Source organism: Xanthobacter aminoxidans, assembly GCF_043193615.1.
Taxonomy (GTDB): Bacteria; Pseudomonadota; Alphaproteobacteria; order Rhizobiales; family Xanthobacteraceae; genus Xanthobacter; species Xanthobacter aminoxidans.
Map to the genome: position 1 here is coordinate 374,132 of NZ_JBAFUS010000002.1, position 23,895 is coordinate 398,026.

General features: G+C 68.1%; 22 protein-coding genes. 6 read left to right on the forward strand and 16 right to left on the reverse strand.

The window, feature by feature from the left end; genetic code table 11:
* Nucleotides 1-21 precede the first annotated feature (21 nt).
* Both V5F74_RS10740 and V5F74_RS10745 read left to right on the forward strand, forming a co-directional pair.
* Nucleotides 22-717 (forward strand): cyclase family protein, encoded by a 696-nt coding sequence (locus V5F74_RS10740; RefSeq protein WP_029554981.1) that lies wholly within the window; start codon nt 22-24, stop codon nt 715-717.
* Between the two features lie 126 nt (nt 718-843).
* Nucleotides 844-2,250 (forward strand): amidase family protein, encoded by a 1,407-nt coding sequence (locus tag V5F74_RS10745; protein ID WP_394007937.1) that lies wholly within the window; start codon nt 844-846, stop codon nt 2,248-2,250.
* 102 nt (nt 2,251-2,352) lie between these two features.
* Here V5F74_RS10745 and hpaI read toward each other — a convergent pair whose 3' ends face one another.
* From hpaI to V5F74_RS10765, 4 genes are read right to left on the reverse strand one after another with little or no spacing between them, the layout of a single operon-like run.
* Complete coding sequence (gene hpaI, locus V5F74_RS10750; RefSeq protein WP_394007939.1) at nt 2,353-3,114, reverse strand: 4-hydroxy-2-oxoheptanedioate aldolase; 762 nt, start codon at nt 3,112-3,114, stop codon at nt 2,353-2,355.
* A gap of 22 nt (nt 3,115-3,136) precedes the next feature.
* Nucleotides 3,137-3,919 carry a 2-oxo-hept-4-ene-1,7-dioate hydratase gene (hpaH, locus tag V5F74_RS10755; protein ID WP_029554978.1) on the reverse strand — a complete coding sequence of 261 codons (783 nt, stop codon included), beginning with the start codon at nt 3,917-3,919 and terminating at the stop codon, nt 3,137-3,139.
* 22 nt (nt 3,920-3,941) lie between these two features.
* Nucleotides 3,942-4,781, reverse strand: coding sequence for a cyclase family protein (locus V5F74_RS10760; protein WP_394007941.1), 840 nt, complete (start codon nt 4,779-4,781; stop codon nt 3,942-3,944).
* Nucleotides 4,778-6,037 carry an MFS transporter gene (locus tag V5F74_RS10765; protein WP_394007943.1) on the reverse strand — a complete coding sequence of 420 codons (1,260 nt, stop codon included), beginning with the start codon at nt 6,035-6,037 and terminating at the stop codon, nt 4,778-4,780. Before V5F74_RS10765 ends, V5F74_RS10760 begins: the two co-directional genes overlap by 4 nt.
* 219 nt (nt 6,038-6,256) lie before the next feature.
* Here V5F74_RS10765 and V5F74_RS10770 point away from each other — a divergent pair, with 219 nt between their 5' ends.
* Complete coding sequence (locus V5F74_RS10770; RefSeq protein ID WP_394007945.1) at nt 6,257-7,153, forward strand: LysR substrate-binding domain-containing protein; 897 nt, start codon at nt 6,257-6,259, stop codon at nt 7,151-7,153.
* Nucleotides 7,154-7,189: 36 nt separating this feature from the next.
* On the opposite strand, the gene V5F74_RS10775 is transcribed toward V5F74_RS10770, so the two are convergent.
* Complete coding sequence (locus V5F74_RS10775) at nt 7,190-8,125, reverse strand: LysR family transcriptional regulator (RefSeq protein WP_394007947.1); 936 nt, start codon at nt 8,123-8,125, stop codon at nt 7,190-7,192.
* A gap of 112 nt (nt 8,126-8,237) precedes the next feature.
* On the opposite strand from V5F74_RS10775, the gene V5F74_RS10780 reads away from it, so the two are divergent.
* Together V5F74_RS10780 and V5F74_RS10785 are read left to right on the forward strand one after the other, a co-directional pair.
* Nucleotides 8,238-9,023, forward strand: coding sequence for a class II aldolase/adducin family protein (locus V5F74_RS10780; RefSeq protein ID WP_081762565.1), 786 nt, complete (start codon nt 8,238-8,240; stop codon nt 9,021-9,023).
* Between the two features lie 38 nt (nt 9,024-9,061).
* Entirely contained in the window at nt 9,062-10,372 is a 1,311-nt protein-coding gene (locus V5F74_RS10785) for an MFS transporter (protein ID WP_394007949.1), read from the forward strand.
* Nucleotides 10,373-10,481: 109 nt separating this feature from the next.
* On the opposite strand, the gene V5F74_RS10790 is transcribed toward V5F74_RS10785, so the two are convergent.
* The 8 genes from V5F74_RS10790 to V5F74_RS10825 all read right to left on the reverse strand — a co-directional run bounded on the left by V5F74_RS10790 (nt 10,482) and on the right by V5F74_RS10825 (nt 17,595).
* Nucleotides 10,482-11,009 (reverse strand): flavin reductase family protein, encoded by a 528-nt coding sequence (locus tag V5F74_RS10790; RefSeq protein ID WP_394007951.1) that lies wholly within the window; start codon nt 11,007-11,009, stop codon nt 10,482-10,484.
* Entirely contained in the window at nt 11,009-12,328 is a 1,320-nt protein-coding gene (locus V5F74_RS10795; protein WP_394007953.1) for an LLM class flavin-dependent oxidoreductase, read from the reverse strand. Before V5F74_RS10795 ends, V5F74_RS10790 begins: the two co-directional genes overlap by 1 nt.
* A 139-nt stretch (nt 12,329-12,467) precedes the next feature.
* Entirely contained in the window at nt 12,468-13,694 is a 1,227-nt protein-coding gene (locus tag V5F74_RS10800; protein WP_394007955.1) for an ABC transporter substrate-binding protein, read from the reverse strand.
* Nucleotides 13,691-14,272, reverse strand: coding sequence for a carboxymuconolactone decarboxylase family protein (locus V5F74_RS10805; protein WP_394007957.1), 582 nt, complete (start codon nt 14,270-14,272; stop codon nt 13,691-13,693). Before V5F74_RS10805 ends, V5F74_RS10800 begins: the two co-directional genes overlap by 4 nt.
* The gene (locus V5F74_RS10810) at nt 14,272-15,192 is read right to left on the reverse strand and encodes a branched-chain amino acid ABC transporter permease (protein ID WP_394007959.1); all 921 of its coding nucleotides are present in this window, start codon (nt 15,190-15,192) and stop codon (nt 14,272-14,274) included. Before V5F74_RS10810 ends, V5F74_RS10805 begins: the two co-directional genes overlap by 1 nt.
* Nucleotides 15,193-15,202: 10 nt before the next feature.
* A complete protein-coding gene (locus V5F74_RS10815) occupies nt 15,203-16,066 on the reverse strand; it encodes a branched-chain amino acid ABC transporter permease (protein WP_029554967.1) in 864 nt (287 codons plus the stop codon).
* A 3-nt stretch (nt 16,067-16,069) separates the two neighbouring features.
* On the reverse strand, nt 16,070-16,828 hold the full coding sequence (locus V5F74_RS10820; protein ID WP_051678698.1) for an ABC transporter ATP-binding protein: 759 nt from the start codon (nt 16,826-16,828) through the stop codon (nt 16,070-16,072).
* On the reverse strand, nt 16,825-17,595 hold the full coding sequence (locus V5F74_RS10825) for an ABC transporter ATP-binding protein (RefSeq protein ID WP_029554965.1): 771 nt from the start codon (nt 17,593-17,595) through the stop codon (nt 16,825-16,827). Before V5F74_RS10825 ends, V5F74_RS10820 begins: the two co-directional genes overlap by 4 nt.
* Before the next feature lie 189 nt (nt 17,596-17,784).
* Here V5F74_RS10825 and V5F74_RS10830 point away from each other — a divergent pair, with 189 nt between their 5' ends.
* Nucleotides 17,785-18,657 carry a LysR substrate-binding domain-containing protein gene (locus tag V5F74_RS10830; RefSeq protein ID WP_029554964.1) on the forward strand — a complete coding sequence of 291 codons (873 nt, stop codon included), beginning with the start codon at nt 17,785-17,787 and terminating at the stop codon, nt 18,655-18,657.
* 24 nt (nt 18,658-18,681) lie between these two features.
* Here the strand turns inward: V5F74_RS10830 and mdoH are convergent, their stop codons facing one another.
* From mdoH to V5F74_RS10845, 3 genes are all read right to left on the reverse strand, one after another.
* Nucleotides 18,682-20,805, reverse strand: coding sequence for a glucans biosynthesis glucosyltransferase MdoH (gene mdoH, locus V5F74_RS10835; protein WP_029554963.1), 2,124 nt, complete (start codon nt 20,803-20,805; stop codon nt 18,682-18,684).
* Complete coding sequence (locus tag V5F74_RS10840; protein ID WP_029554962.1) at nt 20,793-22,283, reverse strand: glucan biosynthesis protein G; 1,491 nt, start codon at nt 22,281-22,283, stop codon at nt 20,793-20,795. The genes mdoH and V5F74_RS10840 overlap by 13 nt, the downstream gene beginning before the upstream one ends.
* A 181-nt stretch (nt 22,284-22,464) precedes the next feature.
* Complete coding sequence (locus tag V5F74_RS10845; protein WP_394007963.1) at nt 22,465-23,895, reverse strand: class I adenylate-forming enzyme family protein; 1,431 nt, start codon at nt 23,893-23,895, stop codon at nt 22,465-22,467.

The window sequence follows — 23,895 nt, forward strand, 5'->3', positions numbered from 1 at the left end:
CGTCCAGTCCAAGGAGCCCCCATGTCCAGAATCGTCGATCTCAGCCTGCTCATCGAAGACAACATGCCGGCCCACAAGCTGTTTCAGCGGCCGGTCATCACCACCCACATGAGCCACGAAAGCTCGAAGGCGCTGGGCCTCGGCGTGCCCGGCGACGCCATGACCTTCCAGACGAATTTCATCGCCATGCTCGACCACGTGGGCACCCATGTGGATGCCTTCCGCCATGTGAAGCCGGACGGCGCGCCCATCGACGAGATGCCGCTGGAGATGTTCATGGGCAAGGCCGTGTGCTTCGACCTGCGCCACATCCCGGACCTCGGCGAGATCACCGTCGAGGATATGGAGAAGGCCGAGGCGGCCGCCGGCGTGAAGGTGGACGGGCACATCGTGCTGTTGTGCACGGGCTTCCACAACCGCAACTATCCGAGCCTGGATTCCGTGTGGAAGAATCCGCTGCTCACGGCGGAAGCCACCAAGTGGCTGTATGACCGCGGCTCGAAGATGCAGGGCGTGGAAGGCCCCTCCACCGACAAGCCCTCCGACAACATCTTCGCCCAGCACCGCCTGTGCCGTGACCTCGGCATGAGCCACTGGGAATGGCTGGTGAATCTGGAAGAACTGGTGGGCAAGGGCGAATTCCAGTTCTTCGGCGTGCCGCTGAAGTTCAAGGGCGGCTCCGGATCGCCGGTGCGCGCCTTCGCTATCCTCAACTGATCATTGCGAATACGTCTCTTCTGCCCTGACTAGACGTATGGGTCTGCTGGATGGTCACTGCCGACCATCCAGCAGCGCTCATTTTGCGGTCTTCACCCAAGATCAATCCCGCGCCGGAGCAGCCCCATGTCCGCCGAGTTCGACACCCTGAGCGCGACGGCCCTGCGCACGCTGGTGGCCCGGCGCGACGTCTCACCGGTGGAGCTGACGCGCCGCGCGCTCGATCGCGCCATCGCCACCCAGCCGACCCTCAACGCCTTCTTCCTCATCCTGGAGGAGGAGGCCATGGCCGCCGCCCGCGTCGCCGAGGATGCGGTGATGAAGGGCGCGCCGCTCGGCCTCATCCACGGACTGCCGTTTTCCGCCAAGGACCTGATGGCGGTGAAGGGGGTGCGCTATGCCTCCGGCTCCCGCGCCATGGCCGACAATATCGCCGAGGTGGACGCCCCCGCCGTGGAGCGGGCGAAGGCGCAGGGCGGCATCCTCATCGGCAAGACCACCACCAGCGAATTCGGCTGCAAGCCCATCGGCGACAGCCCGCTCACCGGCATCACCCGCAATCCGTGGAATCTCGCCATGACGCCGGGCGGCTCCAGCGCGGGAGCGGCGGCCTCGGTGGCGGCGGGCATCACCCCGTTCGCGCTGGGCACCGACGGCGGCGGCTCCATCCGCATTCCCTGCGCCTTCAGCGGGCTTTCGGGCCTGAAGGGCCAGTTCGGCCGGGTGCCGGTCTGGCCCACCTCGGCGACGCCGACGCTGGCCCATGTGGGTCCCATCGCCCGCTCCATGAGCGATGCGGCGCTGCTGTTTTCCGCCGTGGCCGGGCACGACCGGCGCGATCCCTTCGCCGTCGCCGGCCCGGTGCCGGACGTGATGGGCGCGGCGCAGGCCTCGGTGGCCGGCATGCGCGTCGCCTACAGCCCCACCTTCGGCTACGCCCGCCCCGCGCCCGAGGTGATTGCCGCGACCGACCGTGCCGCCCAGACCTTCGAGGCGCTGGGCTGCCATGTGGAGCAGGTGGACGCGGTGTTCGACACCGACCCCGCCGATTTGTGGACGGCGGAATTCTATGCCGGCGTCGGCACCCGTCTGCGCGATGTGCTGGAAAACCGCCGCGCGCTTCTGGACCCGGCGGTAGCGGACATCCTGATGCCGGCCCTCGGCCAGGAGATGAAGAGCTACTATGCCAGCGTCTTTGCCCGCTACGCCTTGCGCGAGAAGATGCGCCTGTTCTTCGAGCGCTACGACCTGCTGATCTCGCCGGTGCTGCCGGTGAGCGCGCTGGAGGCCGGGCGCAACCTGCCGGAGGGGCTGGAGGACCGCAATCTCGTGTCCTGGGTGTTCTACACCTACCCCTTCAACCTCACCGGCCAGCCCGCCGGGGCGGTGTGCGCCGGCCTCTCGCCTCAGGGCATGCCCATTGGCCTTCAGATCGTCGGCCGCTCCTATTGCGAGGACGATGTGGTGCGCGCGGCGGCGGCGTTCGAGCGCGCCCAGCCGCCCGGCTACAACCGCCCGTCGGCAGGGGCCTGAGGCGTCCCGGTCCTGAACCCGCCCGTACCCAAGGCCGACGTTCGGCAGCAGTTTCCGGTGCGCCTGACGCGATTGGCTTCCCGGCCTAAATCCAGCGCTGGTCTAGCGGAAGGCCGCGAGCGCCTGCTCCGACTGGCGCGCGAGGATGCCGGCATCGACGCCGATGGCCGTGAAGGTGGTGCCGAGATCGATGCAGCGCTTGGCGAAGGCGGGGTCGCCCGTGAGGATGCCCGCCGGCTTGCCGGCGGCGTGGATGCGGATGATGGCGTTTTCCACGGCATCCACCACGCGGGCATGCTTCAGGTCGCCCACATGGCCGAGGCTCGCGGCAAGGTCGCCGGGGCCGATGAAGATGCCATCGACCCCCTCGACAGCGGCGATGGCGTCGATCTGGTCCAGCGCTTCCTGCGTTTCCACCTGCACCAGCAGGCACAATTCCCGCGCGGCGGCGTGGGGATAGTTCTTCACCCGGCCGAAGCGGGTGGCGCGGGTGAGGGCGGATACCCCCCGGATGCCGTCGGGCGGATACCGGGTGGCGGCCACCGCGGCGCGGGCCTCCTCGGCATTCTGGACGTAGGGGATCAGCAGGCTCTGTGCGCCGATGTCGAGCAGGCGCTTGATGAGCACGGTGTCATTGGCCGCCGGCCGCACCACCGGGGATACCGGATAGGCCGAGACCGCCTGCAACTGGGCGAGGACCGTCGTCAGCTCGGCCGGGGAATGTTCCGTGTCGAGGAGCAGCCAGTCATAGCCGGCACCGGCCACCACTTCGGTGGCGTAGGCGCTGGAGAGGGTGCACCAGAGGCCGAGCTGCTGGCGGCCCTCGATGAGGGCCGCCTTGAAGGCGTTGCGGGGCAGGTCCATGGGAAAGCCTCAGGTGAAAGCCTCAGGTGAAGGAGACGCTGATGGCGCCCACCGGTCCATAATCGGCGGTTATCACGTCGCCGGCGGCGATGTCCACGGGCCGGGTGAAGGAGCCCGCCAGCACGATCTGCCCCTTCTCCAGCTTCGCGCCCACGGCGGAAAGCTTGTTCACCAGCCAGGCGATACCGGCCGCCGGATGGCCCATGATGGCGGCCGAGACGCCGCTCTCCTCGATGATGCCGTTCTTGCTCAGCGTTGCGCCCACCCAGCGGATGTCGATGTCCATGGGGCGGATGACGCGCCCGCCCACCACGATCGCGGCGAAGGCGGCGTTGTCGGCGATGGTGTCCACGATGGCGCGGGGCACCTCGGTGCGATAGTCGATGATCTCCAGCGCTGGCACGACGAACTCGGTGGCGCGCATCACGTCATAGATGCGCACGCCCGGCCCTTCGAGGTCCTCGCCCATCACGAAGGCCAGCTCCACCTCAAGGCGCGGCTTGATGAAGCGCGCGGCGGGGATCTGGGCGCCGTCGTTGAACAGCGCGTCGTCGAGGATGCGGCCATAGTCCGGCTCGGTCATCTTCGAGGCCATCTGCATGGCGCGGGAGGTGAGGCCAATCTTGTGGCCGGCCACGCGGGCGCCGTTGGCGATGCGCGCCTGCGCCCACAGATCCTGCACGCGGTAGGCGTCCTCGATCTCCATGTGCGGGAAGGTACGGCTCAGCTGGACGACGGGCTTGCCCTCCCGCTCGGCCTTGAGAATGGATTCTGCGCCGAGGCGGCGCTCCTCTTCGGTCATCATGGGTGCGTGTTCCGGCGCGGGGTCACAGGAGGGCGAGGGGGCGGACCGGCGAGCCCGTGGCGCCGGTGATCCGCAGCGGCTGAGCGACGAAGGCGAAGGAGCCCTGGCCCGCCGCGCCCAGCTCGTCGAGGGTGAGGTTCTCGATGATGTGGATGCCGTTCTGGGCGATGAGGATCATGTGCACCTCCAACGTGATGTTGTGGTGGTTCATCACCTCGAACGCGGACGTGTCGGAGCCCACGGAGAACGGCTTGCGCGCCGCGAGCCAGCGTCCGCCCTCGACGCCCGGCCCCGGCGCGCCGGCGGAATCGAGACCGAGATATTTCGGCGAATCCTGCCAGTAGGCGGCCCAGCCGGTGCGAACCAGCACCACGTCGCCCGCCCCCACACGGGTGCCGGATGCGGCCTCGGCCGCCTCCAGCTCCGCCACGGTGATCTCGTGGGCGGGATCGAGCGCCTCGACACCGAGCGCGCGCGCCACGTCGAGCAGCACGCCGCGCCGGAAGATGGGGGCGATGGTTTCCGCCCCGTGCACCTTGAACAGGCCGGTGCCCTGCTGCTCCTTGCCCGCATCATACTTGCCATAGAGCGCGCCATGCTCGGAGACATGGCACAGGGCATCGATGTGGGTGGACGAGTGGGTGCTCGTCACCATCAGCTCGTTGGACGAGGAGTGGCCGCAGGAGCGCAGCACGTCGCCGTGCCGGTTGTTGAGGGTGATGTGGAAGGGGGGATGCGCCGGGTGAATGGGCATTCCCTTCTGCATGGGGTGGCTGAGGTCGATGCTGCGGGCAGCCTCGGCGGCCTTCAGCCAGTCCTCGAAATCGAAGCTGCGGGACGGCGCGGAAGTGACGGCATTCATTGGAGCTTGGCTCCCTTCGTCTCGGGCAGGAAGATGAGGACGATGAGACCGGCGAGCAGGAAGAAGCCGGCCGTGAAGGCGAGGGCACCAGAGAGGCCGTAGCTTGTCGCAAGGAAGCCCACCATCATCGGGGCGAGGGCGCTCACCGCGCGACCCGCGTTGTAGATGAAGCCCTGCGCCGTGGCCCGCACGTTGGTGGGGAACATCTCGGCGAAGGTGGGGGCGAAGCCGGAATAGAAGCCGGTGCCGAAGAAGGCGACGACAGGGCCGAAGGCCAGCAGCGCCGTGGGCGTGGAGATCATCGTGTAGACCGGCACCGCGATGGCCGACAGCACGAAGTAGACGATGAACGCCACCTTGCGGCCCAGCGAATCCGCCACGTAGCCGAAGGAGATGAAGCCGAGCGCCGCGCCCACCTGCATCACCACGATCCAGGTGGTGGACTTCACGAGGTCGAGGCCGGGGCCGCCATTGGCGACGGGGGTGGCGAGCCAGGTTGGAATCCAGGTGAACAGGCCCCAGTAGCCGCACATGGCCGCCGCGGTGAAGGCGAAGCACACCAGCGTGCTGCGTCCATGCTCGCCGCTCAGCATCCGCACGGTTTCCATGAAGGTCAGGCGGCGGGTCTGCTGCTTCCAGATCTCCGGCTCCGGCGTGTGGCGGCGGATCCAGAAGGCGAGCATCGCCGGGGCGATGCCGAAGAAGAACACGCCGCGCCAGCCGATCACCGGCAGCAGCACCGCCGCGACGATGGCCGCCAGCGCGTAGCCCGACGCGAACGCGCTCTGCACCCAGGCCATCACCTTGCCGCGGTGCTGGGCGGGCCAGGTCTCGGTGATGAGGGCCGCGCCGGCCGACCACTCGCCGCCGACACCGAGGCCGACGACAACGCGGAACAGCAGCAGTTGCGCGATGCTCTGCGAGAAGCCGCACAGCAGGGTGCCCACCGAGTAGCACAGGATCGAAAGCACCATGGACCGGGTGCGGCCGATGCGGTCGGCGAGGAAGCCGAAGACGAGGCCGCCGAAGGCGGTGGCCACGAGGCTCGCGGAGGCGATCATGCCGGCGGTGGACCGCTCCATGCCGAGGTCCGCGCTGATGTGGCTGATCAGCATCGCGAACAGCAGGAGGTCCATGATGTCGAGGGCCCAGCCGAGATAGGCGGACCAGAACGACTGCCATTGGGCCTTGGTGGCGCCCACATACCAGCGCGCGCCGGCGGCCGCAGGGCGGCTGCCAGAGACATCGAGGCTCATCGGTATTCCTCCACGATTATTGCTTGCCGCGCCTTTTGCGCGGGCCTTTCCGCCTCGGCCACGAAATGCCTTGGCGAACAGGGCTTTGGACCTTGATAGGAATGGCGGGTGCGCGCCGCAATTGGTCAATTTTCAAGCGGGATGTGAGCGGAATTGACATGCGGGCGGCGGGGCCTCATGCCTCAAGGGCATTTATCCGTGGCCGCATGTGAAATTGGAATGTCTCAACTCTATCGCTCCCTGCCGTCGCTCCAGACGCTGCGCTGCTTCGAGGCGGCGGCGCGCCTTGGCAGCTTCACGTCGGCGGCCGAGGAGATGTGCATCACCCACAGCGCCGTGAGCCACCAGATCCGCGCCATGGAGGAGGCCGTCGGCCAGCCGCTCTTCACGCGGCAGGGCAACCGTATGGCGCTCACCGTGGTCGGCCGGAGCCTCGCGGCGGAGACGAGGCGTGCGCTCGACTATCTCAGCCAGGCCTATGCGGTGGCCCACGCCCAGGCGGTGCCGCGGCCGCAGATGCTGAACCTGTCGCTCCAGGTGGCGCTGGCGGAGCATTTCCTGCTGCCGCGCCTCAATGAGTTCAAGCAGGTGCTCGGCCCCGTCGTGCTGCGCATGACGAGCCTCGCGGACCTTGAGGAAAAGTGCCCGGATGACACCGACATCGCGCTGGTCTACGGCACCGGCGACGTGCCCGGCATGATCGTGGAGAAGATCGCGGACGAGGAGGTGTTTCCGGTCTGCAGCCCCGCCTTCCTCGCGCGCTATCCGGACCTGTCGCTGGAGCGCATGCCCGAGGTGCCGCTGCTGCTGCATTCCCAGGTGACGTGGAACCTGTGGCTGGAAAAGGCGAACCTGCCCATCGTCTACCCCACCCAGTCCACGCTTCTGGACGACATCGCCCTCACCATCCGCGGCGCGCTCGCTGGGCAGGGCATCGCCATGGCGCGCTCCCTCGTCGTGCGGGACTATCTCAGGACGGGCGAACTCGTGCGCCTGTTCGACCTCTCGGTGCCCGGCATCTTCTCCTATCACCTCGCCTGCCGCAGCCAGGATGTGCGCACGCACTATGCGCCGCAGATCGACTGGATCGTTCGCGCCATGCGCGCGCTGCGATAGGCGCGCGGCGACGGTGCGGGCGACGCTGGCCGCTGTTCAGGTCGCACCGCGGGCGCCCCCCGCCTGGTGGCCGAAACCCAGTTCTTTCCGCAGTTGCTGCAGCGCGCGGGATGCGGCGACCGTCAGCAAGCTGTTCGTCCGGCAATAGATCGAGAAGCTCCGGCTCGATTGCATCTGCGCCTGTCTCACATCCAGCGCGACGAGAGGCGAAGCGACCCCTTCAAACAGCATCGGCGGTAGCCAGGTCAAAAAGCCGGCCCGCTCCACCAGGGCCTTCATGACCAGCAGGGATTGCGTCTCGACGCGAACGTCGGGGGCGGGAACGCCGTTGCGGGCGAATACCTCGCTGACCTGGGAGCGCACCGAAGTGCCTTCGGGCGGAAGCACCCAATTTGCCTCCCGGATATCCTCCAGCGACAGGTTGGCGCGCGATGCGAGCGCGTGCCCCCTGCCGGAGACGAAGCAGCAGCCCTCGTGCGAGGGGCCGCGGACAAGACACTGAATGTCCTGTCCCTCCGGCAAATGGAAGGCCACCGCCAGATCCAGCTCACCGTGCACGAGGCGCACGGCCAATTCGTCTTCGAGCCCGACGACGATGGAGAGCACCGTCTCCGGAAATGCGGCCCCCATGCGCATGATCGACGGCGGAAGAAGGACTTCGGCCGCGCTGGACACAACCCCGAGCCGGACGCTGCCCTGCCCGATACCCCGCAGCGCACGGATCTCCGAGAGCGTGGTCTGGGTCTCGCTTTCAAGGATGCGCGCGCGGCGCAGCAGCACTTCGCCGTAGGCGGTCAGCTTCATACCGGTCGGCTGGCGCTCGAACAGTGGCGCGCCCACCTGGGCCTCCAGGCGCTTGATCGTGCGGGTCAGGGCGGGCTGGGTCAGGTTGAGCACCTGAGCCGCGCGGCTGAGAGAGCCCTGCTCGGCGACCGCGAGGAACGCCGTGACCAATCTCGAATCCAGGGGCATGATTTTTGGTTATGTCCTTAGCTCACACGGCATTGGATTTCGCAGGACGGCTGCTGCAGCTTCACCCCCGCCCAAACATGGCTGAAAGAGATGATAGGGAGCATCCTGGGTGATGAACAACGATAAAATGCAGCAGTCACTGCTGCGTCGCGCCACCTTGCGCCACCGGGTCAGCGATGGGGAATGGGCGGCGCGCGTCGAGCTTGCCGCATGCTACCATCTGTGCGCCCACTACGGGATGACCGATATGATCTACAATCATATCTCCCTGCGCATCCCCGGCGAGAACGAGCATTTCCTCATCAATGCCTTCGGCCTGCTCTATGAGGAGGTGAATGCATCGAACCTGGTGAAGGTGGATATCGACGGCAACCAGCTGGATGACGACCCGCTGGATGTCAGCCCCGCCGGCTTCGTCATCCACTCGGCCATACACCGCGCGCGACCGGACGCACGATGCATCTTCCACACGCACACGGCCGCCGGCGTCGCCGTCTCCGCGCGGAAGGAGGGGCTGCTGCCCATCTCTCAGCACGCCCTGCGCTTCTTCGAGCGGATCGGCTATCATCCGTTCGAAGGCATCGCCCTCGATCTCGACGAGCAGACGCGTCTCGTGCGCGATATCGGCTCGCACAACGCACTCATTCTTGAAAATCACGGGCTTCTGACGTGCGGAAAGACGGTCCGGGACGCGTTCGAGCTCATGTATTACCTGGAGACGGCCTGCAAGATCCAGGTGGCCGCCCAGTCTGCCGGCTCGTCCCTCATCTTTCCGTCCGAGGCCGTCGCCCGGCGGACCGCGAAGCAGTTCGAGGATATCGACCCCTTCATCGACGAGCGCGACTGGAAGGCTCTGCTGCGCCTGCTGGAGCGCCGGCAGTCGAGATACGCGGCGTGACGTGCAAACAACGATAATATGAATTCGGGGGAAGCCACATGAGCTCCGATACAACAGCAATCGCCAGCGCGGGCGCCAGTGACGAGGACGGGAGCCTGTTCGCAAGAATAAGCTGGAAATTCATCCCGTTCATCATGCTGTGCTACCTGTTCGCCTATATCGACCGGGTGAACGTGTCGTTCGCGAAGATATCCATGGCGAAGGACCTGCAATTCAGCGACTCCGTGTACGGGTTCGGCGCAAGTATTTTCTTTATCGGATACTTCTTCCTCGAGGTGCCGAGCAACCTCATCCTCGATCGCGTCGGCGCCCGGCTCTGGCTGGCGCGCATCATGATCAGCTGGGGCGCCATCAGCTGTGCGACACTTTTCGTGCAGGGCGAGGTCTCATTCTACATCCTGCGTTTCCTGCTCGGGGTTGCGGAAGCCGGGTTCTTTCCGGGTATCATCTACTTCCTGACCACATGGTACCCGAGCAGGCTGCGCGGGCGCATCATGGCGGCCCTGATCTGCGCCATTCCCATCTCCGGCCTGATCGGCGGCCCGGTCTCCGGTTGGCTCCTCGATGCGCTGCATCAGGTCGGTGGGCTGAAGGGGTGGCAGTGGCTCTTCCTGGTCGAGGGCTTTCCGTCCATTCTCCTGGGAATTGCCTGCCTTTTCATCCTGCGCGACGGGCCTGATGATGCCGAATGGCTTTCGCCGGACGACCGGGGGCGGCTGAAGCAGATCAAGGTGGAGGAAGCCCATGCGACCCCGGGCCATTCATTCCGCGACGCGCTGACGTCCCTGGCGCTGTGGAAGCTGACCTTCATCTACTTTTCGCTGGGCGCCGGCTTCCTCGGAATTGCATTCTGGATGCCCACCCTGCTCAAGGAGGCGGGAGCCGGGTCGAATACGATGATCGGCCTTCTGTCGGCCATTCCGCACCTGTTCTCCATCGTTGTCATCATCGGTGCGGGGTGGTCTTCGGATCGCTTCCGCGAGCGGCGCCTGCATCTCGTCATGCCCATCCTCGTCGGAGCCCTGGGCATCGTGATCGCCGTCAAGTCCAGCGGCGATCTCACCACGGTGCTGATCGGGCTGACGATGGGAGTGGCGGGAATAAGCTCGGCCATCGCCACGTTCTGGACGCTGCCGGGTCTTGTCCTCGGCGCCCCGGCATTGGCAGGCGGCCTCGCGCTCATCAATTCCGCCCTCGCGCTGGGCGGGTTCGCGGCGCCCTTCGCGATCGGGTGGCTGCGCGATCATGTCGTTGATGGTGGCATGGTTGCCCTGCACACCCTGGCGGCAATTCTGGTGCTCGGCGCGGTGATGGTCCTGACCTTCAGCGGCCGCGTCGTGAACCGCTAGCTTTGGCGGGCGTGTCTCAGGGCTCGCGCGGCCGTCCTGGCCGGTCGCGAGCCCTGAGCGCCAAGGGGACCTGAGATTGTTGGCGCACGCCAGAACCCGCGGCGTGCGTTCACCGCCAAGACGGCGGGGCGCCATCCGCCGCCGCGAGCCGCCGATACCCGCCGTCGAAATAGAGCAGCGGCTCGGCACCGCGGCAGCTGACGCCGACCACCTCGCCGACGAAGATGGTGTGCGTGCCGGCGTGGTGGCGCTCGCGCAGCCGGCACTCGATCACGGCCACCGCCTCGGCGAGAAGGGGACAGCCGGTCTCGCCCAGTCCATGCGCCACATCCTCGAACGGCCGGTCGAGCCGGCGGGCGAAGCGGCCCGCCAATTCCTGCTGGTGTGCGGCGAGAATGTTCACCGCGAAGGCGCCGCTGTCGGCGATCAGGCCGTGGGAGGTGGTCTCGCGGTTCACCACGGCGAGGATCTGGGGCGGGGCGGTGCTGACGCTGCACACCGCCGTCGCCGTCATGCCATTGAGCTGGTCGCCGCGGCGCGAGGTGATGACTGTGACGCTCGCCGCCAGAACCCGCATGGCGGCCTTGAAGTCGGCCGCATCCACGGGCGGCTTCTCCGTGGCGGAGGAGGGACGCATCAGGCCGCCCCCTCGGTGAGGAGGTCGCGCAGCTGCCCGCCGCCATACCCGCGCCGCAGGTAGCCGCGCGCCTGCAAAAGCGGCACGACCTCCCTCACGAAATCCTCGAACGTGTCCGGCAGGAAGGCCGGCGACACCACGAAGCCATCCGCCGCGCCACTGTCGATGATGGCGATGAGCTGGTCCGCCACGTCCTCTGCCGTCCCCACGGCGCGCGGGCACATGACGCCGCGCGCATAGACGCCGCCCGCCTCGGCGATGGTCATGCCGCCATCGGGCGTGATGCTGCGGAGCGCGGCGAGGTTGCCCTGACTGCCCGAGGCGGCGATCTCCTTCACCGTGGCCTCCATCGGCAGGCTGGAGAAGTCGGTGTTGGCGTGGGCGGCCAGCGTGGAGAGGCCGGCGACCGGATCGGCCAGGGAATCGTGCAGGGCCTCCTTCGCCTCCGCCTCGGCGCGGGTGGCGCCGATAAAGGGCATGATGGCCATCAGCACCTTGCTCGCCCCCGGCGGACGGCCCGCCGCTTCGAGCGCACCCGCCACATCGGCCTTGAAGGCGCGCATCCGCTCCATATTTGGCTGGAGCGCGAAGATCACGTCGGACCAGCGTGCCGCGAACGCCTTGCCGCGCCCGGAGGAGCCCGCCTGCACGATCACCGGCCGGCCCTGCGGGCTGCGCGGGATGTTGAGCGGCCCGCGCGACTGGAACCACGGCCCGCGATGGTTCACGTAATGCACCTTGGCGGGATCGGCGTAGATGCCGGCCGCCCGGTCGAGGACGAGGGCATCTTCGTCCCAGCTGTCCCAGAGGCGGAAGGCGAGTTCCATGAACTCGTCGGCGCGGTCGTAGCGCTCGTCATGGCCGAGATGCGGCACGGTGCCGAAGTTCAGCGCCTCCCCGTCGTTCATGGAGGTGACGACGTTCCACGCCGCCCGCCCGCCGGAGATATGGTCCAGCGTCGCGAACTCGCGGGCGATGTTGTAGGGGGCGTCATAGGTGGTGGAGCGCGTGGCGCCGAGGCCGATATGGCGCGTCACCGCCGCCATGGCGCCGAGGATCGGCATGGGGTCCATGCGTGTCGCGTCCTGGTCGCCACGGGCGAGGCCGGCGGCATGGCTGTCGCCGTAGCGATCAGCGATGGCGAGACGATCAGCGAAGAACAGGAAGTCGAAGCAGCCCTGTTCCAGCAGGCGTGCGATGCGCACGTAGTGGTCAAGGCTGAGGAACGGCGTCTCGTGCGCCGGATTGCGCCAGATGGCGTGGCTGTGCACCACCGGGCCGGCGATGAGGAAGCCGCACAGATGCATGGGTTTTGGCATGGTAGATCCTCCCTGTCCCGATCCTGGGCAAGGCTTTCCGGTTCACGCGCCGGATGCCCTGCGCATGCTGATGATGAGACCTTGGTGCTTTGACTGAATGGTCATCCCCCGGCCGGGCCGGGGGATGGGAGCCTGGGCGTCAGGTAATGATGCCGAGGGAGACGTTCTTTCCGCCCTTGATCTCCTGGACCAGGAAGGAGCGGTTGATCTGGTCGCCACGGGCGTCGAAATCGCAGGTGGCGCCGGCACCGACGAACTTGATCTTCTTGCCGGCGCGGATGAGCTCAAGGCCCTTCACCACGTCGTCCACCTCCTCGCCGGGCGGATTGCAGACCTCGAAGACGGATTTGGCCCACACCTTCGCGTCGGATGACTTGGCGTGCTCCATGGCGAGGGCGGTGACGCACATCTGGTCGTGGGCGTTGCCGGCGAAGAGGAAGACGGTGCCGGGCGCCGCGCCCATCTCCTTCACGAACTTCTTGTAGGACGGCGAGTCCAGCGGCGGCGCGGGCTGAAGGTGGTAGATGCCGTTCGCCACCTCCGGTCCGACGGCCTGGAGGAACTTGCCCTCCGCGTCGGCGCCGATGGACAACGCGACGATCTTGGACTTGAAGCCGCCGCGATAGACTTCCTTGGCGATGGAGACGAAATCCGTCAGCAGGGAGAGGCAGAACACCGCGTCCGGATCGCCACCGAATGCCTTCTCGACTTCCGAGCGGTAGGAGGGCTGGTCCGGGTTGTACATCACCACGTCGAGCACCTTGCCGCCGAGCTTGGCGAACTCCGCCTTGAACGGCTCGATCATGGCCACGACGAAGGGGTTCTGCTGGGCCAGCACCACCGCCGTCTTGGCGCCGATGGTCTTCATCACCTTGGCCCCGGCCGGGCCCCAGGACGTGCTTTTGGCCTGGAAGCGGAAGACCATGCCCTTGGTGTCGCCCTCGGTCACGGCATTGGCCGAGCACGAGACCATCTGCACCTTGTCGGCGGCGAGGATGATGGGCTTGGCCGCCAGCGCGATGGGGCTGCCCCAGAAGCCGCCCACCAGCTCCACCTTGTTCACTTCCAGCAGCTTCTTGGTGCCGGTGACGCCGACGGTGGGATTGGTCTCGGAATCCTCGATGAACAGCTTCAGCGGGCGTCCGCCGAGGATGCCGCCGGCATCGTTCACCCATTTCACCGCCATCTCGGCGGCCTTCTTCATGTCCGGGCCATAGGGGCCGGTGGCACCGGAGAAGGGCAGCACCATGCCGATGGGGATCTCCGCCGCCTGAGCCACCGCCGGCCGGCCCAGCAGGGCGGCCGCCGGAAGCGAGGCGAGGCCGGCGACCACGTGCCGGCGAGTGAGGGGCAGACTGCGCGTCACGGCTGTTCTCCTGCTGCTGTGTCGGGTTCGGGATGGAGGTGGAGCAGCGCCTCGGCGGCGCCGTCGTCGATCTGCAGTGCGTCGTTGAAGCGGTTGAAGAAACCGGCGAGCGCCGCGCGCAGCGTCAGTTCGACGATCTGCGCTTCGGTGAAGTGCTGCCGTAGGTCATCGAACACGTGGTCGCGGATGCCCCAGGCGCGCTGGGTGACGAGCCGGGCGTAGTCGATCACTGCGCGGTCGGCCGCATCGAAGGCGGGATGGTCGCTCGCGGGGAGGGCGGCCACCGCCTCCTCGGGCACGCCCTCCACCTCCAGCAGGGGGGTGTGGTGGGAGACGCAATAGGGGCAGGCATTGAGCTTCGAGACGGTCACGACCGCCAGCTCGATGTAGCGGAACGGCACGCCTTCCCGCGCCCGCAGCTCCATCAGCATCCGGTAAAGATGGTCGAGCGCGGGCGGCACATGGGCGAGCACCGACGCCTGATCGCGGAAATCGGAATAGCCGTCAGCGAAGGCTGTGAAGACCTCCGCATAGGGGGGCGGCAGGTCGGCCGCGGTGAGGGGGGCGACGCGGGGCATCAGGCTTTCTCGCTTTCGGGCGGGAAGAAATCGGCGAAGCGGCGCTTCGGCTCGGAGACGAGGCCTTCCGGGCGAAGGATGAGGAGGAGGACGATGCCCACCCCGATCATGCCGAGCCGCAGGGCGGAGAGCTGGACGCCATCGACGCCCGGGATCACGTCCTTCAGGAAGCGCGTCGCCTCCAGGATCAGCATGATGGAGCCGGCACCGAGGACGAGGCCGAGGTTGGAACCGCGCCCACCGGCGATCACCGCCATGAAGGCATAGGCGGTGATGATGGGGGTGAACTGGCTCGGGTCGATATAGGTGAGGAAGAAGGCGTGCAGCGCCCCCGCGAGCCCCATGATCGCCCCGCCGATGGCGAAGGCGCGCACCCGCAGGGCCAGCACGGGCTTGCCCAGTGCCGCTGCGGCTGTCGCATCGTCGCGCACCGCCCGCAGCGCCCGGCCGAAGGGCGAGCGGACCAGCGCCTCGCTGAAGACGAAGACGACCGCTACCAATCCCACCGCGAAGGCGAGGATCACCGCATCGCCCCATCCCGCCGGCGTGATGCCTGCGAAGGGTCTCGGGATGTCGGCGATGCCGAGCGCCCCGCCGGTCAGCTCGCCGAGATTGAGCAGCAGGATGCGCACGATCTCCGCGAAGCCGATGGTGACGATGGCGAGGTAATTCTCTTCCAGCCGGATGGTGAGCAGCGACAGCAGCATGGAAAGGCCCGCGCAAACGGCCGCAGCGAGCACCATACCGGCGAGCCAGCCCACATGCGGCGCACTGATGGCCAGCGTGTAGGCACCCAGCGCGACGAAGCCGGCGACGCCGAAATTGACCAGCCCGGCAAGCCCCCATTGCAGGTTCAGCGCCAGCCCGACGAGGGCCGCGATGGCGACGAGGATGACGACGGTGACGAGGTAGGAGATCATTGCCGCACCCTCACTTTCGGATGGCCTTGGCCCCGAACAGGCCATTGGCGCGGAACAGGAGGAGCAGCAGGATGACGCCGAAGCTCACGATCTGCCGGAAGGAGACGGGCAGGACGAGGGCGGACATCTCCTCCGCCAAGCCGATGAGAAGCGCGCCCGCCACCGCGCCGATGGGGCTGCCGAGCCCGCCGAGGATGGCGGCGGCGAAGATGGGGATCTGGTAGTTCCAGCCCATCAGCGGATCGATGGCGCGATCCAGCCCCGCCAGCACGCCGGCGAGCCCGATGAGCGCGCCGGTGAGGGCGAAGGTGATGCGGGCGATGGTGCGCCGCTCCACGCCGCGCACGGCGGCAAGGGAGGCATTGTCCGCCACCGCCCGCATGGCCCGGCCGAGCGGCGAGGCGGTGATGAGAAGGTGCAACAGCACCAGCGCGATGATCACCACGCCGGCGGTGATGAGCTGTTCGTGGTTGATGCGCAGACCGTTCCAGCGCATGGGCCGGGCCACCGCGAGATCGAAGCTTCTGGCGGCATTGCCGAAGATGAAGCGGCAGATGTTCTCCACCACCAGCGACACGCCCATGGAGGCTACCAGCAGCGTGATGGAGCCGCGCGTCCGCAGCCGCTCGAACACCAGCGCATCGGCAATGAGGGAGGCGAGCGCCACCGTACCCGCGGCGAAAGCGGCGGCGATGGGCAGCGGCAGGCCGAGCACCACATTCGCCGTATAAGCCGCATAGGCGCCGAGGGTGAGGAGCGCCCCCACCGCGAAATTGGCGAAGCGCAGGATGCCGAACACCAGTGTCAGCGCCAGCGCCGGCAGGGCGAGCAGCAGGCCGGTGACGAGGCCGTTGAGGAAGAGCTGAAGCGCCATGGCTCAGGCCGCCTTTCCGAAGAAGAGGCCGGCGAGGTCCGCCTGGCGGATGTCGGCGGCGGAGGCGCGGAGTGTGAGCCGGCCGGCGACCAGCACCACCACCTCGTCGGCGATGCCGAGCGCGGCGGCGACGTTCTGCTCCACCAGCAGCACGGTGACGCCGGCCTCCCGCACGCGCACCACCGCTTCCATGGTCTCGCCGACAATCTTGGGCGAGAGACCGGCCGAGGGCTCGTCGAGCAGCAGCACCTCGGGATTGGCAAGGAGGGCGCAGGCGAAGGCCAGCATCTGCCGTTGGCCACCGGAGAGGTTGCCGGCGAGCGTGCGCGGCCGCTGCCGCAGTTCGGGGAAGAGATCGAGCACCTTCTCCCGCTGCTCCGGACCGACGCCGGCGCGCCCGCGCAGGAATTCGGTGGCGAGCTTCAGGTTCTCGGCGATGGTGAGGGTGGCGAAAATGTTGGCTTCCTGAGGCACATAAGCGAGCCCCGACGCCACCCGGCGTGCCGGCGAGAGCGTGGTGATGTCCCGCCCCGTCACCGTCACCGTTCCGGCCCGCGTCGGCACAAGGCCGGCGATGGTCTTGATGAAGGACGATTTGCCCGAGCCGTTCGGGCCGATGACGGCGACAATGCTCTCCGCCGTCTGGGCGAGATCGATGCCGCACACGATATCGCCGCCCCGGCCGTAGCCGGCGCGCAGGCCCGAGACGGCGAGCGCGAGGGAAAGTTCTTCCGCCTTCGGATCGCAGGGGCGCGCAGTCATGCCGCCACCCCGAGATAGGCGGAGACGACGCGCGGGTCTGCCGTGGCCTCGGCGAAGGTACCGGAGACGAGGGCGCGCCCCTGGGCGAGGACGTGAACGTGGTCGCACACCTCCTCCACCAGATGCATGTCGTGCTCGACGATGCCGAAGGACAGGCCCTCCGCCTTCAGCTCCCGTACCAGCCGCACGATCTCCAGCCGCAGCGGCGGCGAGACGCCGGCGCCCGGCTCATCCAGCAGGATCAGTCTCGGCTTCATCAGCAGTGCGCGGGCCATTTCCAGCAGCTTCTTCTGGCCGCCGGAGAGCATGGCGGACGACTGGTCGGCGAGCTTCACGAGCCCCACCCGCTCCAGCAGCGCACGGGCGAGATCGGCGTTGGCGCGCTCCTGCGCCCACCATTTGCGGCGGCCGAACAGGGCGCCCGTCACCGTCTCCCCACTCTGGGCCGGCGGGGCGGCGAGAAGGGTCTCGAACACGGTGAGGCTTGAGAGCTCCCGCACGATCTGGAAGGAGCGGACCACGCCCTTGGCAGCCATCACGTGGGCCGGAAGGCCGGTGACGTTCTCGCCCTCCAGGAGCACCGTTCCGGCCTCCGGCCGGGCGAGCCCCGTGAGTGCGTTGAGCAGCGTCGTCTTGCCGGCACCATTGGGGCCGATGAGGCCAGTGACCTGGCCACGGGCGAGATCGAGGGTGACGCCGTCGAGTGCGGCGACGCCGCCATAGCGCCGGGTCAGACCGTGGACCTGAAGGAAGGGGCTGGGGTTCACATCGCCTCCACGGCGCAGGGCGACAATGCCTTGCGGTTGCGCAAATGCCTTTTTGATGTGCATCAAAATCGCAGATCTTGAGCAGGTATTGGACAGTCGATCGCGACCGCTCATAGATTAGACAGATGCATTGCGATCAAATCAAATTTATATTGCTTTGCTCTTGGCAAAGTTATTTTAATGGGCGGCATGTCCCGGCCGCTGGAAATTGCCCTGCTGCGCACCTTCGTTCTCCTGGTGGAGGAGAAGAGCGTGACCCGTGTCGCCCGGCGCCTGAACCGCACCCAGCCGGCCGTGAGCCTGCAGATCCGGCGGCTGGAGGCGGCGGCGGGCTTTCCCCTGTTCGAGCCGGACCTGCGGCATCTCAAGCTGTCGCGGCACGGCGAGATGCTGCTGCCCCATGCGCGCACCATGCTGCGGCTGGATGAGGAAGCCCGGCTGCGGCTTTCCGCCGACGATGTGGCGGGCCGCGTCACGCTCGGCTGCCCGGATCTCTATGCCGCCTTCCTCCTGCCGGAGACGCTGGCCCGCTTCCGCGATACCTATCCGGGCGTCGAGGTGACGGTGCGCTGCGCGCTGTCGCGGCAGCTGGCGCAGGACATGACCGAGGGCCTTCTCGACATCGCCATTGCCACCCGCATGCCGGGCGTCTCCCCGCGCGTCGGCACCGGAACGCTGCTGCGGCCCGAACCGCTGATCTGGCTGGGTGCGGAGGGCGGCAGCGCCCACCTTGCGGACCCCATTCCGCTGGCCATGCTGCCGGACGGCAATCTCTACCGGGACTATGCACTGGCGGCGCTCGACCATATCGGCCGACGCTGGCGCATCGCCTGCATCTCGGAGAGCATCGCCGGCCTGCAATCCATGGCTCTGGCGGATTCCGCCGTATGCGTCCTCGCGCAATCTGTCCGCACGCCGGGGCTTGTGCGTCTCGGCAGCGCGGAAGGTCTGCCGCCGCTCGAAAGCGTGGATCTCATCCTGTGGGAGCGCCACCCCGGCGGCTCGTCGGCGGCGGATCACCTCGCCGCCCACATTCGCCGGTCCGTGTCGGACCGGGACTGATCGCGCCGGTCCCGGGGTGGGCGTTCAGGTGAGCGCGAGCAAGCGGGCAAGGGCCTGATCGTCGGCGAGGGCGGCGGCCTTTTCCTTAGGCGAGAGCCCCGTCAGCGCCTCCGCGCGCGAGCGCGCATCCTCGATCTTCGCCCGCGCGACGAGGCGATCGGGGCGGACATCGCCGGGCAGGCGCTTGCCCTGCGCGGGCAACGCATTGCGATGGAAGGCGAGGAGGTCGGGATCGCCGGCGAGGTGCGCGACGGCCTCCGCCGGACCGTCGGTTCCGGCGAGGGCGGCGCGCAGGTCCGTGGCCGAGCGCAGGACGGCCGGAGGGGTCTTCGCCTCCGGCGTTTCCAGAAGTCCGCCGGGACGGCGCGGACGGCTGGTCCACACCGCGAGCGGCACCGCCATCAGAAGCCCAAGGATCACCGGCGACATCCAGGCCATCAGCGGCCACGCGATGGCGGCGGTCGCGGCCGCAAAGCCGAGGCCGAGGAGCGTGTGGGGCCAGAAGTGCCGGAACGCCTCCCGCCAGCCGAGGCTGCCGTCGTCCCGCCGCTGCGGATTCCACCCGCCGTCCCGCCCCATGAGGATGCTGACCACGGCGAAGGACTGGGACACCATGGTCACCGGCGCCATGAGGCCCGAGAGCAGGATCTCGCTGATCATGCCGAGGAAGGTCCGCCCCGCGCCGCCGAAGCCGCGTCGCACGGTGCCATCACCGAGCATCAGCGCGAAGGCGATGAATTTCGGCATCAGCAGCACCGCCATGGTGGCGCCGAACACCCAGGCCGCGCGTACCGGGTCCTGCGCCGGCCAGACCGGGAACAAAGCGAAGCCGGAGGGGAAATAATCCGGCGGCACGAAGCGCGCCTGAAGGGAGGTGAGAAGGCCCGCCAGCAGCATCAGCAGCCACAGCGGCGCCGAGACATAGGAGCCGATGCCGGTGAGCAGATGAATGCGGCTCGCGAAGCGGAGCCCGCGCACTGGCAGCACGGCCGCGTGCTGGAGATTGCCCTGGCACCAGCGGCGGTCGCGCACGGCGAGATCGGTGAGGGAAGGGGGCCCCTCCTCATAGCTGCCGGGAAGGCCGGCCACCATGTGGACGCCCCAGCCTGCGCGCACCAGCAGGGCCGCCTCCACGAAATCGTGGCTCAGGATATGCCCGCCGAACGGCTTGCGCCCCTTGAGGTGCGGCAGGCCCGCCGCCTCGGCGAAGGCGCGGGTGCGGATGATGGCATTGTGGCCCCAATAATTGCTCTGCGGTCCGTGCCACCAGGCAAGTCCGTGGGCGATGAGGGGGCCATAGAGGCGCCCGGCGAATTGCTGGAGCCGGGCGAACAGCGTGCGGCCACCCACGATCACCGGCAGTGTCTGGATCAGCCCTGCATCCGGATTGCGCTCCAGCGCGTCGGCGAGGCGGACCATGCAGTCGCCGGTCATCACGCTGTCGGCGTCGAGGATAAGCATCGCCTCATATGCCGTGCCAAAGCGGGTGACCCAATCGGCGATGTTGCCGGCCTTGCGGTCCGTGTTCTGCGCGCGGCGGCGATAGAAAAAGCGGCCGCCGGTGCGCCGGCGCAGGGCGAGGAAGGCGGCTTCCTCCGCGACCCAGACATCCGGATCGGTGGTGTCGCTGAGGATGAACACGTCGAACAGGCCGGCGCGCCCGGTCGCCTCCAGCGAGCACCATGTGGCTTCCAGCCCGGCGAAGACGCGGTTCGGCTCCTCATTGTAGCAGGGCATGAGGAGGGCGGTGCGGATGGTCGGAGCGGGCAGGGGGGCGTCCGGGTCGATGCCGAGCGCCTTGCGGCCCGACAGAAGGCTGATGGCGCCGCCGAGGGCATTGGTGAAGGCGAGGGCGATCCACGCGAAGAGGACGACGAACAGCACCAGAACCGCGTATTCGAGGTAGGTCAGCCCGCCCACGTCGAGCACCTTGTACATCTCGTAGGCGGCAAGGCCGGTCAACGCGATGGCCCCGCCGAACACGAAGGCACGGCGGACGATGAGCGATGCGCCGAGCCGCGTCCCGGACCTGACCCGTTCCGGCCTGCGACGGAAATCCTGCGCCGGCATGGCGAGGGGCGCTTCGGGCGGCAAAGCGGGCGCCGGGGCCTGGCGCGTGGCCGGCCGGGCGTGCGCTAGGGCGTCCATCGATAGAGCCAGGTTTCGGTGAGGGGCATATCGCCCTTCATGAGACGTGCCCGCAATTCCGAGAGGTTCGCGCCCTTCGGCTCGAAGGCGAAGGAGAGACGGGCGCCGGAGATTTCCGGATTGGGCTGGAGCACCACGTCGCGGACCTCTCCCGCGCTGGCGGAGACATCCAGCCGGATGCCGTCCGGCGTCAGCCCCGCCATGGGGCCGTCCACCAGATCGATGACCAACAGTCGCCGCTCGTCGGTCCCACCCGCACGCGTGCCCGCCACGCGGCCGAGGGCCGGCGGGGTGGGCATGTCCCACGTCCAGTGCAGGCGATAGGTGTAGGTGTATTCGCTGCCCTTGCGCAGGGTATCCTTCGGGCGCCAGAAGGCGACGACGTTGTCGTGGACTTCCTGCGGCGTGGGGATTTCCACCAGATGCACCGCGCCTTCGCCCCAGTCGCCGATGGGCTCCACCCACACGCTCGGCCGCTTCTCGTAGCGTGCTTCCAGATCCTGATAGTCGAAGAAGGAGCGCTGGCGCTGCATCAGGCCGAAGCCGCGCATGTTCGAGCCCGAGAACACGCTGATCTGAAGCCGGCCGGGATTTGAGAGCGGCCGCCAGAGCTGTTCGCCCGTGCCGTCGGTGATGGCGAGGCCCTCGGCATCGCGAACGGCGGGGCGGAAATCGTCAAAGCCGGCATGGTCGGCCGGTCCGAACAGGAACATGCTGGTGAGCGGCGCGATGCCCGCCTCGGTCAGGTCCGTGCGGGGGTACAGTGCCATCTCAACGGTCATCACGGTCGCATCGCCGGGGCGGATGGTGAAGCGATGGGCCGCCGTGGCGCTCGGGCTGTCGAGCAGAGCGTGAACCACGATGGAGGGCACGTCCGGTCGAGGCTGCTCCACATAGAAGGCCTTGAAGACAGGGAATTCCTCGCCGGAGGCCGAAGCCGTCTTAACAGCCAGACCCCGCGCGGACGTCCCGTAGCCCTGCCCCTTGGCGACGGCGCGGAAATAGCTCGCGCCCTGAAACACCGCGATCTCATCGAGATAATCAGGCCGGTTCAGCGGTCCGTGCAGGCGGAAGCCGGAAAAGCCGAGGTCGGTGCCGGGCTGGGGCGTCTTCAGCCCGTGCTCGAAACGGAACAGGCCGGGATCATAGGCGATGCGCCGTGCCCGTCCCTCGGCCACCACGAAGACATCCACCTGATCGCGGAACAGGAAGCCTCGATGCAGCAGCTGCATCTCGAACGGCAGCCGTTGCCCCCGCCAGATTGAGCGGTCCGCGTTGAAACGGATGTTGCGGTAGTCGTCATAGCTGAGCTTGTCGAGCTCCGCCGGCAACGACTGGTTGCCCTGCTTGAAGGGCTTGGCGGCAAGCTGGCGCGCCGTGTTGCGTACCGTGTCGGCATCGAACCGCTCGCCCTCCTGGGCAAGCGCGGGATGAGCTGCGGCGGCCTGAAGAGCCGAAAGCGCAGTCGCACCCAGCATGAATGATCGGCGGTCGAGCAATGCGTCCCTTCGCCCCCGGATGTTCGGACATGCCTCCGCGGCATCTCGGAAGGAAGGCGCGAAGGCGGGTCCGGGTTCCACGGCGGGAGCGCGACATTGGGTCTCGCAGGCGGGGGACGGCGGGCAACGGCGGTTCGTGTAAAGAACCGCCGTCCCGGTCCTAGCGGCCTTGCGTTCCGGTCGGAACCGCCGCGTCGGCAAGGGCGCGGATGCCCGGCCGGTAGGCTTTCCCCGTGGGGCCGGTGGGAAGCGCGGCCACCACATGGATGGCGTCCGGCACCTTGAACCGCTCGATGCGCGCCGCGCACCACGCGCGCAGTTCATCGGCAGAGGCACCGCTTCCCGTCCGCAGCACCACGGCTGCATGGAGCGCCTCGCCGAGGCGCGGGTCGGGCACGCCTGCCGCGAGGGCCTGGGCGACGGCGGGATGGGCGCAGAGCACCGTCTCGATCTCCGCCGGAGCGATCTTGTTGCCGCCGCGGGAGACGATCTCCTTGATGCGGCCGACGATCTCCACGCACCCATCCGGCCGACGCCGTGCCACGTCGCCGGTGCGGAAAAAGCCGTCCCGGAAGGCGGTCTGCGTGAGGTCGGGATTGTCGAGATAGCCGATCATGCCGAAGGGCGTGCGGATGAGCAGTTCGCCCGCCGCGTCCGGCCCCGCGCCCGTGGCTCCGGCGGCAGGATCGTCCGAGATGAGGTAGTCGATGCCCGGCGTCGGCCGGCCGATGGAGCCGCGCCCCGTCTCCGCGTCCGCCGGCCTCAGGCAGAAGTCGCAGGAGCCGGTCTCGGTGAGACCGTAGAGGTCGAACACCCCGGCACTGGGCAGTTGGGTCGCGATCGCCCCGGCCAGATGCGTTCCCAGCCCTTCGCCGCCGGTGAGGATGGTGCGCAATTGCGGTGCCGCCACCTCGCCCTCGCCGAACAGGGTCCGCAGCATGGAGGGGACGGTCGCGAGCACGGTGGCGTCGGGAAGGTGCGCCTTGAGGCCGGCGGGCGTGAACTTGCCCACCAGTTCGAGCCGCGCGCCCGTCTTCAGGGAGAGCAGCGCCACCCACAGGCCGAAGATGAAGATGAGCTGGAGCGGCAGCACCACCTTGTCGTTGGGCGTCAGGGCGAGCAGGTCCTGAAGCGCATCGAGTTTTCCGGCGAAGCGGTCATGGGCGAGCACCACGCCCTTGGGCTTGCCGGTGGAGCCGGAGGTGAAGACGATGAGCGCCGCGCCGTCGAGCTGCGGGCGGGCCGGCGGCGGCGGCGCCGCAAGGCGCGCCACGGTGCCATCCGCCACGAGGAACCGGGCGCCGGTCTCCTCGAGGATGGTGGCACGGGTCATCTCGGCCGCGCCGGCGTGGAGCGGCACCGCGACGCCGCCCGCCTGCCAGACGCCGAAGAAAGAGGCGAGGTCCGCGGCGCGATTGGCCAGGGCGACGATCACCGGCTCATCCGGCGCGAGCCCGTCCGCGCGCAGCTTCGCAGCGAGGTCGGAGGCGGCGAGGCGCAGGGCGTCGGCGGTGTGCGATGCGCCGCCGTCCTCGGCCACGGTGCCGGCCGCTTCGTCCAGGATGCGGCAGAGCGTGCCCGGTTTCGCCAT